Source organism: Oscillatoria salina IIICB1 (assembly GCF_020144665.1).
Lineage (GTDB): Bacteria > Cyanobacteriota > Cyanobacteriia > Cyanobacteriales > SIO1D9 > IIICB1.
Genome location: NZ_JAAHBQ010000008.1, coordinates 68527 through 85734 on the forward strand (window position 1 = coordinate 68527; position 17208 = coordinate 85734).

The window sequence follows — 17208 nt, forward strand, 5'->3', positions numbered from 1 at the left end:
AGAGATTAAGACAAATTGCCAGCAAAAAGCCCGCGTTTGCGGGCAAAATTACTATTAACAAAAAACAGTTCAACAAGGCGGTTTATTTCCTACCCACTTTAACCACTGTCCGAAAGAACGAAAGAGATTTAACCGCTTTAAACCAGGCGATCGCACTGAGGCGAGACGATCTACGACTCGTAAAGCGGTATACTGCAAACCGAGGAAACTATCCACAGCAGCATAAGGTCCACCGAGAGTAATTGCACCAGCCGCAAACATTCTACCTCGATTGGTACGCATTCCTTCCAACTCAAAATCGTTACTAACAGCCAAGCGATTTTGGTTATTCAAAGGTAAATTGTAGTGAGTAACTAAATCGTTAAGCAAAGGGCTAGCCTTGACATCGGCATCTAAACCAGTAGCATCGATAATAAAGTCAGCCTTGATGCGCGTTTCTCCTTTATAATGCTTCTCGCTGATATAAGTAATCACCCCATCAGCTTCTTTTTCCACTCGCTGAACTTCGCCGAACTCAATCCGATACCAACCTTCTTTCATGCCATCATTGACAATACGCCGCCAGTCTTTTCTATCCGCAGTCGTAGTTCCCCCCCAATCGTTAATTAAACTTTTCCGTTTCGTGGGGTCAGATTTTTCCAATTCTACACGCAAATCCCCTCCCCAACAAGCTTTGGGCCAATTGAAAGGCTGAAATTCGATATGATGTTCGACAAAACGCTGGGCGTTTTTGTACTTATTACCTTCAGGTTTTGGCGATCGCATCAAGTTGATCGACCGAATATTCGGATTGCTTTGTCTTGCTTGATAAATTCGTTGAATAATCCGAGAAGCAACAATTCCCCGTCCTCTAATTAAAACCGTTCCACCTTGTTTTTGCAAATGTTCGTAAACATGGTCGTGGTTTTCGTAAGCATTAACTACCGATTGAAAATCCTTAGTTTTCTCTCGATAAGCTTGTAAGTCAGGAAGAAACTTAATCGCGGGATAACCTGTTGCGAGATAAACATAACGGGCGACAATAAAAGCATGATTTCGTCCCGCCGTAGTTGTACTCGAATAAGCAACAGCATAACGTCCGTCGGTAGTATGGCGAATAGATCTCGCGCTACCATAGCGAAACATTTGTCCCCAACCAATTCTATTTTCTTCGCGATCGATCGAATCAAAGACATTTCCCGCGCGAGGTGTATACGTTTGGGCGAAAGTTGGTTCAGCAAATACTTGCCACAAATAGCCCAAAGCATTGCCAATCTTACCTTTAGTCAAATCGTGCCATGCTTCGCGCCAAGCGTAACTCGGCCAACCCCAAATATTATCAGGACAAGAATCGGAATTCGATCGCAGTCTTTCATGTAAGGGAATTTGCGAATTCAGGCACAATTGTTTATAGCGTCCATAAGGTTTCGCATCTACCCCCAAAGCAACGATTTGTTCCCTTTTTACCCCAAAAATACGCAGCAAATCTGCCCAAATAAAGCTACCTAACCCTGCACCAATAGTTAAATAATCTACTTCATCGACTCGTAAACCCGTAGCGTGTAAATCTTGGACATCTACTTGTGATTGTTGAAATACGGGGGGCGGAAAACTACCGCTTGCAGAAGCTACTGGTTGAGGTGGTGGTTGACTGGGATCGGGAATTTGGGTGTTGGGATTAAAGTAAATTTGGGAATTACTTGTCGGGGCTACTACTGTACTAGCACTAGCACCAAAAGTGAGAGTAATTTGGTATGGTCCGAGTTGCAGTGTGTCTCCACTAGCCAGATTAGCTTTAGTTTGGCGCTGACCGTTGACATAAGTTCCGTTACTGCTATTTTGGTCAGTAATGACTAAATTGCCGTTTTCGCGGTCAATAAGGGCGTGGTAGCGAGAAACTTCCAAACTGTCGAGGACAATGCGAGTAACGCGGCTACCTCCCATTTCCCCAGGCATTTGCTGAAATTCTCGTCCCAAGGCGATCGGTAAATTTAATGTCGGTTGACGAATCTCGCCTGTTCCGGGATCTTCCCAACTTAATTTAATTTGTCCTTGATTCATCTTAGTTTAGGGGGTTTTGGCGAAGTTAAGTTATAAAAATACGCTAACCTCGGTGGTTGACAATTTGCCAAAAATATGAAGAAAAATTGTCAGGTTTTAATGTCGGGACGTTACCGGAAACGTCTCTGGTTCGGAGCTTGAGTCAATTTTCTTCAGGTATAATCAAGACACTGACTGCTCCTGCTAGAGAAGTACCGCACCACTTACAGCCAAAATCGATATTTTCGTATGGGGAAGTGCGATGACAACAGGGACATTGCAACTCATATTTAGGTTTAGCTTGCTGATTGACTGGTGTAGGATTGGGGGCTGTGCTAGCTTTTCCTACTTCCGCTTGCTGATTAACTGGTGTGGGATTGGGGGCTGTGCTAGCTTTTTCCGCTTCCGCTTGATGATTGATGTTTGCGGGGTTGGGAGGTACAACAATAGTTGCGGGAATTTTACTAACAATATTAGTTACAGTGAGTAAAGTTTGCCCTAAATGAATATTGCTACCTTGCTTTAATGGTGCAACTCCTCGATCGATTCTTTTTCCGTCTACCACAGGTGGGTTAGTATCGCGCAGGTTACGCAACATAAATTGATTTTGTTGAGAATCGAAAAAGATTTCCACGTGCAACCCAGAGACGGTAGGATGAGTAAGATGTAAGTCGCAGCGTGCGGGATCTCGTCCGAGGCGAACAGTTCCCGGATTTTTGCTTTGCTGGGTTTCGCTAATTGTCTCAATTTTTTTCTCGCTATCTTCCATCCATTCTAAAGTTAGTTCTGGCATAGTTTTTAATCTCTCTGCTGGCTGTAAAATTACTCAAGTTAGTTTAGTTCAGTAGTTAAATTAGGTTGAGGTTGAGATGATATGCACTTTGGGTTTCTGGTAATTATCTATTTTCTCTCTTAAATCTTTGTTTCACTAAAAGTACATGACGGTTGACTAAACTGTCTGTAGATCTTGTTTCCCGAATTAAATATAAATATAAGAATGACGAACACGAAAAATAAGAGTTTTTCTACTCAGCTATTTGTCTATCTTTCTGGGTTTTACTCGACACATCCGGGTATCTATCTCAGTATCATTTAACAGTTAACAGTTAGCACGTATCCGCATTTACCAGTTATCCACTTATCCTCCTTGTCTCCCTCCTCCTCTCCCTCTTCCCAATTCCTAGTCCCAATTAAGATATAATTCGACTGGAGGCGAGTCGATCTGCTCTGCGAGTTGTTTCTGGTAAGCGATATTTGGGAGTACAGCGCAAAACATAATTAATCGCTGTGGGCAGACTGATTCGATGTCCGCTAGAAATGTAAAGTGGTTTAACATTAGTACGCGATCGCAAAACTGCGCCTACGGTTTCTCCTTTATAAACTAAAGGTCGCCAATTGCCTTTTTCAGTTGGTAATTCTTCATGTTTCCCAACTAATAAGGATTTTGCCACCCCGATTGTCGGTAAATCGATAATTACCCCCAAATGACAAGCTAACCCAAACTTCCGGGGATGGGCAATTCCTTGACCGTCACATAAAATTAAATCGGGAGTAACTGTTAATTTTTCTAAGGCTGCTAACAGAGCGGGAATTTCGCGAAAAGAAAGGAAACCGGGAATATAAGGAAAAGTCGTCGGGCGTCGCGCGATCGCCTTTTCCACTTCTGTCAATTCCGGAAACGTCAAAACTACTGCGGCGGCTTTCGTTACTGCATAATTATCTTCAAAACCCACATCAACCCCAGCTACATACTTCACCTCTCCCAAGCGATCTTCAGTAACTACCTGAGAAACCAATTTTAACTGGATTTCTGTCGCTTCTTCGGCGGTGAGGGACCAAGGGTGAGTTTGATTTATTTTCATTTTTTTTTGTCGCCGCTTTCTCTTTCACTGTCACTATTCTTCGTCTAAAATTAAATCGAGGAGAAACGCGATCGCGCTAATAACTGTTTTTTCTTTCTAAGTACCAATTTTACCATCAGGTAAAGTTGCACCTCGCAAATAAGCTCCCACTAAATTAGCACCACTCATTTCCGCCCGAATTAAATTCGCATTACTTAAAATTGCTTCACTCAAATTTGTCCGCGCCAAATAAGCTTCAACTAATTCTGCTTCACTTAAATTAGCTCGACTCAAATTAGCCCGACTTAAATCTGCCCGATTCATCCGCGTAAAACATAAATTTGCTCCACTTAAATTGGCTTTATTAAAATTAACATCAGGCATCACCGCACTGTGCAAATTTACTCCACTCAAATCGGCTTCAATCGCTCTAGCTCTTTCTAATTTTACCTTCGCTAAATTCGCACCCTGTAAATTAGTACCCACCAAATTAGCTTCTGTTAAAAAGGCTCCTTTTAAGTCTGCACCACTCAGGTTAGCTTCTCGCAAATCTGCACCTCGAAAATTTACCTCGCGCAAATTCGCCCCACTCAGATTGACTTTTGCTAAATCTGCTCCTTGAAAATCCGAACCTTGTAAATCAGCTTTGTGTAAAATTGCACCTCGTAAATTAGCTAAATAAATTCTTTTTTCTTCCCGTAAATTAGCACCCCTTAAACAAGCTCCTGTCAAGTTAGCACCACTTAAATCTGCACCCCGTAAATCTGCTAACATTAGATTAGCATCCAGTAAATTAGCTAAGGTAAGATCTGCATTCCGCAAGTCAGCACCTTGTAAACTAGCACCATGCAAATCCGCATTATGAAAATTTGCTCCCGTCAGCCAAGCTTGATTTAAATTAGCACCACCTAACTTAGTCCCCACAAAGTTAACTTTCTTCAAATTTGCTCGACTTAAATATGCAAAAATCAACGTTGCACCGTGCAAATCTGCCCCATTAAGAATAATCCCGATTAAGTCAGCAGCATAGAGATTTGCACCGCTCAGATTTACGCCGCTAAATTTGGTTTCTCCTGCTGCATATAAATCAATAATTTCTTGTCCATCCATAGTTTTTACTCAAATCAATAAGCATAAAATGGTTTAATTAATTGCATAATCGCCCCTGCTGCTTGACTATTTTCCTCAGTTTCGGGTAAACTTTCGGCTGTGCTGGATAATTTTGATTCTAGTTCTTCAAGTGTGGCACAACTAGAAAATAAATTGTCAAGTAATTCATCTAATTCGTGTCCTTTGAGTAAACTCCAGTCGTGTTCGCTATAATCAAATTCGCGATGCAAGATAGAAAATACTAAAATCTTTACTCGCAACGGATTAGTATAGTTCATTATTTGCCGTCGTAATTCAAAGGTATCGTAGCTAATTTGCGCTGTCGAGCGAGTTAAGGTTTCTGGTTGAGTAAAGTTATTATTTAAGCTAGATTCTGCGGTATTGATTACGAAACTTTCGTCTTCTCCTGCTGATTCTAAGGTGAATTCTGGTAATTTTTCCTCAGCAACAATTTCTCTTGTTGTTTTACCAGCAACAATTCCAGTTGATTCGGCGCCAACAACAATTCCAGTTGAGTCTTCATCAGTTTCAGTTAAAGAATTTTCTTGGGTTTCTTTAACTTCGGTGATTTCTTCACCTTGCTCATATAAAGGTTTTATTTTGTTAATAATTGTTTGGGCTACTTCTGTATAAATTTCTTTACGGTTAAGACTTTGAACAATTTGAAAAAGAGCAGTATTTAATTGATTTAAATTTGGATAAGCTGTTTGTAATTCAGTTAGTAAGCTGGGATAGCTTAAACTTTCAATTACCTTTAAATCATTTTCCCAACGGCATTTACAAAGAGCAAAAATTAATTTTTTGATTCGAGCTGAATTTTTGTCTGTTTCTAAATTCACAGCCATTTGGTTATAGGGAGATTCAGCTTTTTTTTGGGGGAGACTAGCAACTAATTGGGTAGTTTCTGTTTTTTCATTGTATAACAAACTTAATTTGTTAATAATTGTTTTGCCAACGAAGGAATATACTCCTTGTCTATTTAAACTTTGCACGATTTCATAAACAGCACTGCTTAAATCATCCAAAGTTGGATAAGTTTGCAAAATATTTTTTACTAAATTTTGCAAGGGATAATTTTCGATTGTTTCTAAATTATTTTCCCATTTGCTCGTGCAGAGAGAATAAATTAATTTTTTGATTCGAGTTGCATTTTCATCTTGTTCTAAATCAAGAACGATTCGATCGAGGAGAGATAATAGAGCCATCTTCAAATTTTGAGTTAATACTCTTGTTTATAATAAATGATTTCAATCTTTACTAACCACTGGTAGCTAGTTGATTTTTGCACTATTACTAATCTTGGTGCTATATATCACAAAAAGTTATTTTTGTCAAGAGAATTAGTGTATTCGGGATTGGGAGACTTGGAAGAGGGGGAGGATAAACTGCTTGCTAACAGCGATTTTTGGTCACTGATTAGACAATCGATCGATTTTCTTAGCTAACTCTGGAAGTTGAGTTTCTTTTTGTCCGAGCGATCGCGAGTAAAAACCGATAAGATCGATAGGAGTAGCGATCGCGTCAAGCCAGCTATTTTTTTTGGCGATCGCACCAAAGCTAGCAACAGGTAATTCTTTCAATAACCATCTACCCAAACGATAAATTATTTCTTTGTTAGTCGCTTCGCGCATCAAATCTACCCCATACAATTCATGGAGGTAGCGGTTAGATTTCCCATAACGCCGCCATTGACTGCGTAATTCGCGTAAATTTGACCGATGACGATGGCGAATAATTGCTTTCGCGGCAAATTCTAACTTCCAGTCTGTAGACTGCAAAATTCGCCAACAAATATCCGCATCACCACCAGTTATCATGTAGGGACGAAATAAACCAACTTCAGTAAAAGCTTCTCGCCTAATAGCTAAATTAGCAGTTTGCCCGTAAGGACAAAAAGGATGTTCTAAAGTAAATTTTTGCGACAACACGCTTTTTTGTTCGGCGTATTTTTCTAAAAGAGTTGTCCCTGGTAAACCAACAATTTCCCCAACGACTAAACCGACTTCAGAGTTAGCAAAAGGTTCGACTAACAACTGTAACCAATCGGGTATTGGGCGACAATCAGCATCAGTAAAAGCCAAAATTTCGCTTATAGCTGCTTTAATACCAGTATTTCTAGCCGCATAGGAACTTTGAATTTCCTTTTCAGTCAAAGAGCGAATCGTTAGACCTCGATTAGCCGCATCCTCAGCCGCAGCTTGGAGAAGATCGGCAGTGCGATCGCTACTGTTATTATCCACTAGCAGATACTCAACTTGTTCGGCGGGATAGGTTTGCGCTAACAAACAACTAACTAAGTCTGGCAAATCTTTCTCGCCGTTGTAAATTGGTACTATTACCGAGACTGAAGGTAATTTTTTCATAGGAGATTGGGGATTAGGGATTAGGGATTGGAGATTAGGGATTGGGAGACAAGGAGGAGGGGGAAGAGGGGGGAGACAAGGAGGAATTGGGAGATAAACTGAGAACTATTTACTGATAACTGAATTCCTAGTCCCCAATCACCAGTCACCAGTCACCTCCTCCCCAGTCCCCAGTCACCTCCTCCCCAATCACCTCCTCCCCAATCACCCACCTCGTTGATGGAGAATAAATTCAGCGATCGCCAAATCTACAGGTGTAGTTACTTTCAAGTTTGTCTCTTCTCCCTCAACGACTTTGACAGGGAAACCGCATTTTTCTAATAAAGCCGCGTCATCTGTCACTTTCCAGCCAGAATTTTTTCCTTGTTGATGACATTGCTTTAACAGTGGGACATCAAAGCCTTGGGGAGTTTGTGCAGCCCATAAATTTTGGCGATCGGGGGTACTTTGAATTACTTTAGCTCGATCTACAACTTTAATCGTATCTTTCACAGGTACAGCCGCAATTAAACCCTGACAAGTGAATAAAGCTTCCCCACAGCGATCGAATAACTCTGGTGTTACCAAACATCTTGCCCCATCATGGATTAAAACTCTTTCGGCATCGGTTGGCAAAGCTTGTAAGCCGTTATAAACTGATTCTTGTCGAGTATCCCCTCCCTGAATCAATTTCACCGGCTTAGTCAGATTAACTTGAGCAATAATTGTCTGGAAGTCGGGAAAATCGATTTTTTGCCCCATAATACCGATCCAGCTAATTTGACGAGAAGCCTCAGCAGCTTCTAAAGTCCAAGCCAGTAAAGGTTTACCGAGTAAACTCAATAAAAGTTTATTGCGATCGCTGCCCATGCGTCGTCCCATTCCGGCTGCGGGAATTAATAAATACATTGTCGAATTTAAGATATTATTCAATCGTTTTGGATCTGTGTTCCCTTAAAATTGTATGGGCGGGCGCGTACCGAATCTAATCAATTACCATCTTTTTTGTACTAAACCCGTTCAAAATACGTCAGTTCTATTAATTGAAATGCGAATACTAGCCCTTGTTCCTGGCGGAATTGGCGATCAAATTCTGTTCTTCCCAACTTTAGAAGACTTGAAGCGGCAATATCCGAAAGCCGCGATCGATGTTATGGTAGAGCCGCGATCGAAATCGGCTTACCGCGTTTGTCAATACGTCGATGAAGTTCTCGTCTTCGATTTTAAAGACCGTAATGGTTTAGCAGATTATCTCAATTTGTTGGGTATTATCCGCGATCGCGAGTACGATATTGCTCTTTCTTTGGGCCGTCGTTGGACGGTAGGATTATTACTCTGGCTCAATGGGATTCCGGTACGAGTTGGCTACAAAACCGATCGCTCTTGGTTCCTCAACCGTGCGGTACCACTCAAAACTGAGCAATATGCTGCCCATATGTACCACGATCTTTTACAAGGTCTGGGTATCCAAACTACTTGTCCGGAACTTAAAATCAATGTACCTAAATCAGATATCGATTGGGCAGAAGCAGAACAAAAACGCCTCGAAGTTAAAGATAGTGGCTATATCTTAATTCATGGTGGTTCTAGCTCTATGGCTCAAGCGAAAGGCATTGATAAAGTTTATCCGGTGCAAAAGTGGCAGCAAATTATTGGAGATCTTCAACAAAAACAGCCTGAGTTACCCGTCGTTTTGCTACAAGGTCCGGAAGATAGTCAATTTGTGGCAATGATGATGCAGGCTTGCGATAATCTCGTTGTGACAATGCCTCCAGATATCGGGAAGTCAGCAGCGACGATCGCTGGTGCTAATCTAATGTTATGTACTGATAGTGCGCCTATGCACTTAGCTGTCGCTGTTGGTACTTATACGATCGCTTTATTCGGTCCGACGGAAGCGAAAAAATTGCTTCCCCCAGATAGTGAAACTGCGATCGCTATCCAGTCTCCTAGTCGCTGGATTGCTGATATCGAACCGGAAACCGTTCTCGAACAAATTTGGCGTGGCTAAAAGAGCAGTTTTTCTCGATCGCGATGGTGTCCTCAATGTTGAAGCGGGTTATATCCGTAATGTTGAGGACTTACATCTCATTCCTGGCGCAGCCGAAGCTGTCCGCCAATTGAATAATTTGGGTATCTTCTGCTGTCTGATTTCTAATCAGTCTGGACCTGCACGAGGATATTATCCACTTTCTCATGTAGAAGCACTTCACGAGCGTCTGTGCCAATTGCTGTATGCTGAGGCTAAGGCAAAGTTAGACGCTCTTTATTTCTGTCCCTATCTTAGTCCGGAAGCTGGGGGAACTAATCCAGAATTTACGCGCTGGAGTACCTGGCGCAAACCTAATACGGGAATGTTAGTGGCTGCTGCTTGGGAAAACGATCTTGACATTTTTAACAGTTTTGTGGTAGGAGATAAGGCTACCGACATTGACTTGGCGCACAATGCAGGTGCTCAGGGAATCTTAGTGAAAACTGGTTACGGGAAAAATGTCATCGGTGGAACTTATCAACACCCTACTCAACCAGATTATCTGGCTCGAGATCTTGCTGAAGCTGTCGAGTGGATTTTTCTCTCAGTAAAGTAGGGCGAGCGATTTTCCTGAAAATGCGAGCTTAGAAAGGACTTTTTGTTCATTTAAATGATTGCCTCAGTTCGCTTGCCTTTGAGCATCGGCAAGGCTTGTTCCGAGCTAAGACATAGCAATTAGAGTAATTTTACCCTTGACAAATAATTACAACTGTGATATTGTCAGAACCCCCATTAACTTTAGCAGCTTCAACCAAAGCTTCAGCGATTTGGAAACAATCATCACCAGAGTAAAGTTTATCGGCAATAATTTCATCAGGGACTTCTTCAGTCAGACCATCACTACACAAAAGTAAGCGATCGCCAGTTTGCACATCAAGCTCTTGAATTTCAATTTTGTGTAACTCTTTGCGTCCCAAACACTGAGAAAGGACGTGACGCCAGGGATGACTTCGCGCCTCATCTGCGGTCATATCACCAGCTTTGAGCGCCCGTGCCACCCAAGTATGGTCTTCAGTAATTTGTTCTAATTTCGTGTCTCGGAGACGATAGAGGCGAGAATCACCCACATGAGCGCACCAAGTTTTGCCTTGACGGAACAAAACCACCACTGCGGTCGTCCCCATATCAGCACGCTCAGGATGAGTTTGTTGGTCATCGATAATCAAATCATTAGCCCAGGCGATCGCGCCTTTTAAGAGAACATCCGAGCCAGCATCCGAATCCCAATGCTTCTCCAAATAAGCTCGAATAGCATCAGTAGCAATTTGACTAGCTTCTTGTCCTCCGGCGTGTCCCCCCATACCATCGGCGACCACGAAAAAGCGTTCATCAGGGTCAGTATAGTAATAATCCTGATTAACAGTGCGAATAAGTCCAGGATCGCTGAGACCCTCGAAGCGACGTTTCATAAACGGTTCTTTGGTAGCGTCACAAAATTTACGAACAAAATTAGAACATCCGATCGATCCGATCGACCCGTTTGAGTAAACGATATAAAGCAAAAGCAGCAAAAGCCGCCGCGATCGCTACTAATCCAGCGAGGACAAATCGATCGTTAACAAACAAAATCGTTGCCGACAAAGTAAAAGCGCTAATTAGTAAAGTATAGTTGGTTCCTAACTGAATAGCACTCAAGCGCCGCATCACTCGTTCAGATTCAATAGAGCGCACCCGCACGCGCAAGTCACCGCGCTCTAATTTTTCAATTGTATCCTCAATCCGCCTCGGCAAACCCAAAGCGGTACTGCCAACTTGAGCAGCTTGTCTGCCCAATTCATCGAAAATACTATTACCATTGCTAGCTCTACCGTTAGTCATAACTTCCATTGCAAAAGGTTGTGCAACCTCCATAAAATTAAATTTTGGATCTAAACCTTTTCCCACTCCTTCCAAGGTCGAAAAAGCTCGCATAACAAAAGTAAACGTTGCCGGAAAACGAAAAGGTTGATCGTAAGCAATTTCGTAGAGGTCATCACTAATCGCGTCAACTGATTGTTCCTCAAACGGTTTATCCATGAAGTGATCCAGCATATACTGAATCGAACGTCTTGCCGGACCCATATCATCCATTGGTGCTAATGCGCCCAGATCCACCAAAGACGAAACCACGCGCTCGGCATTTTTTTCGGCGATCCCAAATAATGTTTCCATTAATTTCTCGCGCACGTTAGTCTTAATCTGACCCATCATGCCAAAATCGTAGAAAATTAAAGCACCATCAGGACTAACCGCCAGATTTCCTGGATGAGGATCGGCATGGAAAAAGCCATCACGAAGCAACTGTTGTAAATAAGCTTCTGCACCCTGTCTTGCCAACAGCTTACGGTCTAAACCCGCCGCTTCTAAAGCCTCATAATGACTAATTTTAATTCCCGGTAAATATTCTAAAGTCAAAACTCGCGGAGAAGTATAGCGCCAATAAACGCGGGGAACATGAACCCAGTCACAGTCGCGAAAATTACGCCGAAAAGTGTCAGCATTGCGACCTTCATTGAGATAATCAGTTTCTTCCCAAAGAATGCGACAACACTCTTCATAAATTCCCAACCAGTCTCTTCCCTTACCCCAGCGAGGATGGTTTTGAAAGTAAATAGTAATTCTTTTTAAAATTGCTAAATCGATTGTAAATAGCTTTTTTAGCCCCGGTCGCTGTACCTTGACTACTACTTCTTCCCCACTGTGTAACTGAGCTTTATGAACTTGTCCCAGAGATGCGGCTGCAAGAGGTGTTGGATCGAAAGAACTAAATAGCTGAGTAACTGGTTTACCTAAATCTGACTCGATAATGATAGCAGCTTGTTCGTAGCTAAAAGCAGGAACGCGATCTTGTAATTTCGCTAGTTCTTCTACATATTCAGCAGGAAAGAGATCCGCACGAGTGGAAAATAACTGACCCACTTTAATAAAAGTCGGACCTAATTCAAGCAAACTTTCTTTAATCCAGATTGCTTGGGATTTGCGACGAGCAATGCGTTTTTCTTCGGTATATCCCCTGGGATAGCTCCATTTTTTGCTATCCCACCACAGCCCAGACAAGAAGGTTAAAACAAAAAGCCAAATATCAATACGCCTTCGGGTACGAGAATAATTTTCTCGGTTCCAACGATAAGTTGATTTTGTGCGCTCTAGTCGGGTATCCCGCTTCGTTGACACAGGAGTTGGCTTGTATTGAATAGATTTATCGGTCTTTTGAGAGAGAGCAGACACTCGGTTTCCTAAATTAGTTTTGCCAAAAATTTACTTTAGTTAAAACTTAGGCTGGACAAGCACTGGCGCTAAAAAGCCAGTAACTCCGTCTTCCTGCCTAATTGCCAACTGGGAGCTAATTAAGTCAAGCTGCTACGATATTGCTTTAACTCTGATTTCAGGCGAGCAATTTCTGCTCGTAGCTCGTCGATGGTTTCTTGTAAGTCTGAGGAAGATTCTGTTCTTAGTCCTGATGTAGGTGAGGGAGAAGTCCCAGTTGTAGGATCGGAGCGATCGTATAAAGATATTTCGCGTTCTGCTCTGGCGATAACTTCTTCTGTAAATTGGCGTAAATTTTCTCGCTGTTCGGCATCAAATTTACCTAATTCTGAAAGAGCGTTGGTGAATGAGTCTTCAACCTTTTCGCCGATAATTTCTGCTACAGCTCTGCCGATAAAAAAGGCGTGAATTACAGGATTACTCATTGATATATTTTTTTTTATGGTTTCGTAACAAATTATATCTTGCTTTTTAGGTGGACGACCCAGTACCGAGATTTACCTAGGGTAGATACCCCCGATTTACTTCTAGCTTTAACGAGCCGAAGGGGAAGCTACAATGGGCCAATTGTTCCGGGTCGGAAAGCTTTGCCATTTGTGTAAAATGGTCGCACCGGGTTCTTGAGGATGGTTAAGGCGGAGAGCCAGCCCAAAACCGGAACCTGCCGAAGCAGCGATCGCGCTGGTCATGAATAGTGCCATAATCGGCAATCTCATTTTATGGGTTGTTTTTTGTTGATCTTTGCTCATTAGTTAGTTTACTTGGGATAATGGGCTGTTAAAAAATCTATTGCTTCGCTACGAGATTCACTAATTTTGTCATCTAACCTGGCGCTTAACAAATCGTCGAGGATTTGTTTGTAACGAGGTCCTGGTTTGTAACCGAGTGCTTTTAAGTCATTGCCGTTTAAGGGTGGTTTAATCTCGCTCCAGTTGGTGAGATATTGCCAAATTGTCCGTCTGATGCTTCGGGAACTTTTGACTCCAACTAAAACTAAAGCGGGTAATTTGTACTTTCGTAGCAGTTTAACTATTTCGCTCTTGAGTTGACAATTAGGTAAACACCGATCGATTTCGCTTTTCCAGGTAGCCAAATTTTTCAGTCTGTCGATACTGTCTAAAGGCAGTTGCAGATTTTTGGCTACTTTAGCGCGTTCGTCAGCAGCAACAGAAGCAATTAAAACTTCTAAGCGCATTTGCCAATGGGTTAAGGTGTTGTCGGGATCGAAGCGCTGTAACCAGCGATCGCTTAAACGAACTTGCCACCATAACTGTTGGTCTAATTTCATTGTCTGATGCAGACAGCGAAGCGCTCCGAGATCGGCGAGCATCTGTAAAGCTGGTTTCCAGTAGGGAGCCTGGAGAATGTATTTCAATTCAGATTTTAACCTAGTTGTCAAGGCAGGAACGAAATTATTACCTGAGTGCGATCGCTCGTAGATCCCGCTTGAAATTGCATAGCGAATATATTCTTCGGTTTGGGTTTCGATCGCAAATCCGAGACGTACTGCAAACCGCACAGCGCGATAAATTCTGGTGGGATCTTCGATAAAACTATTGGGGTGGAGAACTCTAATTAAACGATCTCGCAAATCGAGTAACCCACCAAAAAAATCTAGCATTTCTCCAGCTCTAGGTGAAGTTAGTCGTACTGCCAGAGCGTTAATGGTAAAATCGCGCCGATACAAGTCTTGGCGAATTGAACTTGCTTCGACTTCCGGATTAGCTGCTGGATAAGGATAAAATTCGGTTCTGGCTGTGGCAATATCGACGGCTAGAGAGCCAAGTTGGGGATCTTTATGCCAAAGTAAAGCTGCTGTTTGAAATGCGCCGTGGACTTCTAAACGAGCTTGAGGATAAATTTTTTGTAGGGCTTTGGCTAGTTCGACTCCTGCACCCGCATCGGCTGCTTGATAAAAGCCATCAACGATCGTGTCAATATCTGGTAATTCTAAAGGCTCGTGGCGATCGGCTAAAAGTAAGTCTCGCACGCCACCACCAACCAAATAAAGATGCCAACCGCGTTGTTGAGCTTCTTTAGCTGTGCGATCGAGGAATTGCCAAAAAGGGGCTGCGAGGCGTTCCTGAAGCGAACTCAATAAACAAGAAGCTACACCTGTATTTTGCTCTCTTTGGATCTCGCTGATTCGGGTTCGGTCTTGATGTAATTGTCGCAACACGTCGGTACGAGTGACAATCCCCACCAATTCCCCATCAGCTAAAACTGGTAGTCGTCCTACGTCATACGTGACCATTAAAGCTTCTATTTCCGGCAAAAGGGTATCTGGGCTAATTGTCTTGAGATTGCGGCTCATATAGCCTTTTACGGGGGCGTGAGCGAAGCCATGATGTAGGGCTATATCCAAATCTCGTCGGGAAATAATTCCCACCAAGCGATCGCTTTCGTCTACGACTGATAAACCGGAATGTCCGTAACGCAATAAAATTCGCTGTGCTTCGCCGATTGTAATTTGGGGACGAATTGTTCGCACTGGGGAAGACATCAAATCCCTGGCTGTCAAGGGATGAGGTATTTGTTCTTCTAGTTGCGCGACTAATTGCTTCAGGGTAGCTTCAGGATCGACATCTTGGAGACTTAGCGAAGCCGCTTGAGAATGTCCCCCACCACCCAAAGCCGAGAATAAAGCTTGTAGATCGGTTCCGTCAATCCGCGATCGCCCAATTACTGTTAAACACTCTTTTCCTTCTTCTCGTCGCCAATACCGATGTCCTACTAGCAGCGCATCCGCTTCAGTTAAGTTGAGCAAACGTTCGACTAAACTGGATAATCCGGGGACGAATTTTTTACTTTCCAATAGTACCCAAGCAACACTGTAGCCTTGTGTTTCTTGCTTAACCAGATTTTCTAACGCTGCTGTTAATAATTGTTGTAACTCGATTGACAAACCAGGTTCGAGGTATTCCCGAATTACCGCCAAACTAGCATTTTGGGACATCAACCAAGCTAAAGCCCAAGCATCGCGACTGGTAGTTTGTTCAAAAGTCAGCGATCCCGTATCCGCATGAATTCCCAAAGCCATCACCGTCGCTTCGGAAGTAGTTAACTGCACATTTTCCTGCTGGAGACGTTCCACAATCAGCGTTGTCGTAGCGCCAACAGCTTCAATTTGAGTATAAGTAGCGCGAATATCAGAATCAGCATCCAAGTGATGGTCATAAATTTCAATCGAGCGTAAATGAGGTAAATCCAGCCATTCCGCCGCTTTTCCGAGACGAGAACGATATTGAGTATCAGCGATCGCCAGCGAACGAATTTGCCCTGGATTCACACTCCGACGTTCCACCGAAGCAAACTCATCCCGATGCAATGCCAGAAAATCCTTAACCCCCGGATGACTTCCCCCCGTCAGCACTATTCTGGCGCCACTTTTGAGCTTGGTCAAACCTACCGCCGCCCCCAAAGTGTCAAAATCAGCAGTTTGATGGCACAAAATCAAATCCATCGAGTTTATTGGTATTTACCTCCAACTACCAAATACCCAACACCAGTGTACGCAAGCACTTTTGCCCTATTTTTACTCGCTCAACATCTAACAAATCAAAAAAGAGTGCAGCACAACGGCTCGATCTTTGGTAGCTTACTATATCAGGAAGCATTTAAGATTTTCAAGAGATCCTTGGCTACCAAGAGATCTTCAAAGCTCACTTTATTTGTTGTGTTGGGAGAATTATAAAATGACTATTCTGTTTCAATTGGCTCTTACTGCATTAGTTCTTTTGTCTTTTGTGATGGTTATCGGCGTACCTGTCGCCTACGCCTCGCCCCAAAACTGGGATCAGTCTAAAAGCTTGATTTATCTTGGGTCTGGCGTTTGGGCTATTTTAGTCGTACTGGTAGGTATTTTGAACTTTTTCGTAGTGTAACGACTCAGCTTGGTCTGAAGCATCTCACACTCTTAAGTAGTTCATTCACATTCTTTGTTTAGATTTTCATGGCAGTTTTCGAGGGAACATTTACTCAATCCCCATCCGATTTACGCTTGGCGATCGCGATCGGTCGTTTTAACGATTTGGTGACAGACAAGCTTTTATCCGGATGTCAAGATTGCCTCAAACGCCACGGTATCGATGTTAATCCCCAAGGTACTCAAGTAGATTATGTTTGGGTACCGGGGAGTTTTGAAATCCCTGTAGTAGCTCGACGATTGGCAATGTCAGGTCGTTATGATGCAATTATTTGCTTAGGTGCAGTCATCCGGGGACAAACTCCTCATTTCGATTACGTCGCTGCTGAGGTAGCTAAAGGTGTTGCCGCCGCAGGTTTTCAAACAGGTGTACCAGTGGTTTTTGGCGTTTTGACGGCAGATACGATGCAACAAGCTCTTGAAAGGGCGGGTATTAAAAGTAATCATGGCTGGAATTATGCGATGAATGCTTTAGAAATGGCTAGCTTGATGCGACAAATTAACGACAAAATTTCCATTCAATCTTATCCTCCTTACGATCGCGCTACCCCGGCTTTACCTGTTTCTCCCGGTGAAGAGTTATCCTCTTCTGAGTCGTCAGTGTCTCAATCTGAAAACAAGTAGTTGGGGATTGGGAGTAGTGACTGTTCACTGGTAACTGCTCACTGCCCAAAAAAAACTAAACCAACCTTG

At 42.8% G+C, this 17208-nt stretch carries 16 protein-coding genes; 4 read left to right on the forward strand and 12 right to left on the reverse strand.

The features are described 5' to 3' along the window. Positions 1-69: 69 nt before the first annotated feature. The 7 genes from G3T18_RS02980 to ispD all read right to left on the reverse strand — a co-directional run bounded on the left by G3T18_RS02980 (position 70) and on the right by ispD (position 8221). Entirely contained in the window at positions 70-2040 is a 1971-nt protein-coding gene (locus G3T18_RS02980) for an FHA domain-containing protein (protein ID WP_224409036.1), read from the reverse strand. A gap of 142 nt (positions 2041-2182) precedes the next feature. Next, positions 2183-2812 carry an FHA domain-containing protein gene (locus tag G3T18_RS02985; RefSeq protein WP_224409037.1) on the reverse strand — a complete coding sequence of 210 codons (630 nt, stop codon included), beginning with the start codon at positions 2810-2812 and terminating at the stop codon, positions 2183-2185. Positions 2813-3209: 397 nt separating this feature from the next. Continuing rightward, the gene (nfi, locus tag G3T18_RS02990) at positions 3210-3881 is read right to left on the reverse strand and encodes a deoxyribonuclease V (protein WP_224409038.1); all 672 of its coding nucleotides are present in this window, start codon (positions 3879-3881) and stop codon (positions 3210-3212) included. Positions 3882-3977: 96 nt separating this feature from the next. Then, complete coding sequence (locus tag G3T18_RS02995) at positions 3978-4970, reverse strand: pentapeptide repeat-containing protein (RefSeq protein WP_224409039.1); 993 nt, start codon at positions 4968-4970, stop codon at positions 3978-3980. Between the two features lie 14 nt (positions 4971-4984). Beyond that, a complete protein-coding gene (locus G3T18_RS03000; RefSeq protein ID WP_224409040.1) occupies positions 4985-6175 on the reverse strand; it encodes a hypothetical protein in 1191 nt (396 codons plus the stop codon). A gap of 204 nt (positions 6176-6379) precedes the next feature. Further along, entirely contained in the window at positions 6380-7333 is a 954-nt protein-coding gene (locus G3T18_RS03005) for a glycosyltransferase (protein WP_224409041.1), read from the reverse strand. A 204-nt stretch (positions 7334-7537) separates the two neighbouring features. Further along, positions 7538-8221 carry a 2-C-methyl-D-erythritol 4-phosphate cytidylyltransferase gene (gene ispD, locus G3T18_RS03010; RefSeq protein ID WP_224409042.1) on the reverse strand — a complete coding sequence of 228 codons (684 nt, stop codon included), beginning with the start codon at positions 8219-8221 and terminating at the stop codon, positions 7538-7540. 139 nt (positions 8222-8360) lie between these two features. On the opposite strand from ispD, the gene G3T18_RS03015 reads away from it, so the two are divergent. Both G3T18_RS03015 and G3T18_RS03020 read left to right on the forward strand, forming a co-directional pair. After that, positions 8361-9323 carry a glycosyltransferase family 9 protein gene (locus tag G3T18_RS03015; protein ID WP_224409043.1) on the forward strand — a complete coding sequence of 321 codons (963 nt, stop codon included), beginning with the start codon at positions 8361-8363 and terminating at the stop codon, positions 9321-9323. Continuing rightward, positions 9316-9900: a D-glycero-alpha-D-manno-heptose-1,7-bisphosphate 7-phosphatase gene (locus G3T18_RS03020; protein WP_224409044.1), complete on the forward strand. Its 585-nt coding sequence runs from the start codon at positions 9316-9318 to the stop codon at positions 9898-9900. Before G3T18_RS03015 ends, G3T18_RS03020 begins: the two co-directional genes overlap by 8 nt. 130 nt (positions 9901-10030) lie before the next feature. Here G3T18_RS03020 and G3T18_RS03025 read toward each other — a convergent pair whose 3' ends face one another. From G3T18_RS03025 to G3T18_RS03045, 5 genes are all read right to left on the reverse strand, one after another. Next, positions 10031-10753 carry a Stp1/IreP family PP2C-type Ser/Thr phosphatase gene (locus G3T18_RS03025; protein ID WP_224409045.1) on the reverse strand — a complete coding sequence of 241 codons (723 nt, stop codon included), beginning with the start codon at positions 10751-10753 and terminating at the stop codon, positions 10031-10033. A 40-nt stretch (positions 10754-10793) separates the two neighbouring features. Further along, positions 10794-12497 carry an ABC1 kinase family protein gene (locus G3T18_RS03030; protein WP_224409046.1) on the reverse strand — a complete coding sequence of 568 codons (1704 nt, stop codon included), beginning with the start codon at positions 12495-12497 and terminating at the stop codon, positions 10794-10796. Between the two features lie 173 nt (positions 12498-12670). Beyond that, complete coding sequence (locus G3T18_RS03035) at positions 12671-13015, reverse strand: DUF6825 family protein (RefSeq protein WP_224409047.1); 345 nt, start codon at positions 13013-13015, stop codon at positions 12671-12673. 108 nt (positions 13016-13123) lie between these two features. Continuing rightward, entirely contained in the window at positions 13124-13339 is a 216-nt protein-coding gene (locus tag G3T18_RS03040) for a hypothetical protein (protein ID WP_224409048.1), read from the reverse strand. An 8-nt stretch (positions 13340-13347) separates the two neighbouring features. Further along, complete coding sequence (locus tag G3T18_RS03045) at positions 13348-16053, reverse strand: CBS domain-containing protein (RefSeq protein ID WP_224409049.1); 2706 nt, start codon at positions 16051-16053, stop codon at positions 13348-13350. Between the two features lie 232 nt (positions 16054-16285). Here G3T18_RS03045 and psbZ point away from each other — a divergent pair, with 232 nt between their 5' ends. After that, positions 16286-16474 carry a photosystem II reaction center protein PsbZ gene (gene psbZ / locus G3T18_RS03050; RefSeq protein ID WP_224409050.1) on the forward strand — a complete coding sequence of 63 codons (189 nt, stop codon included), beginning with the start codon at positions 16286-16288 and terminating at the stop codon, positions 16472-16474. Between the two features lie 68 nt (positions 16475-16542). Beyond that, the gene (ribH, locus tag G3T18_RS03055) at positions 16543-17139 is read left to right on the forward strand and encodes a 6,7-dimethyl-8-ribityllumazine synthase (protein ID WP_224409051.1); all 597 of its coding nucleotides are present in this window, start codon (positions 16543-16545) and stop codon (positions 17137-17139) included. Positions 17140-17208 lie beyond the last annotated feature (69 nt).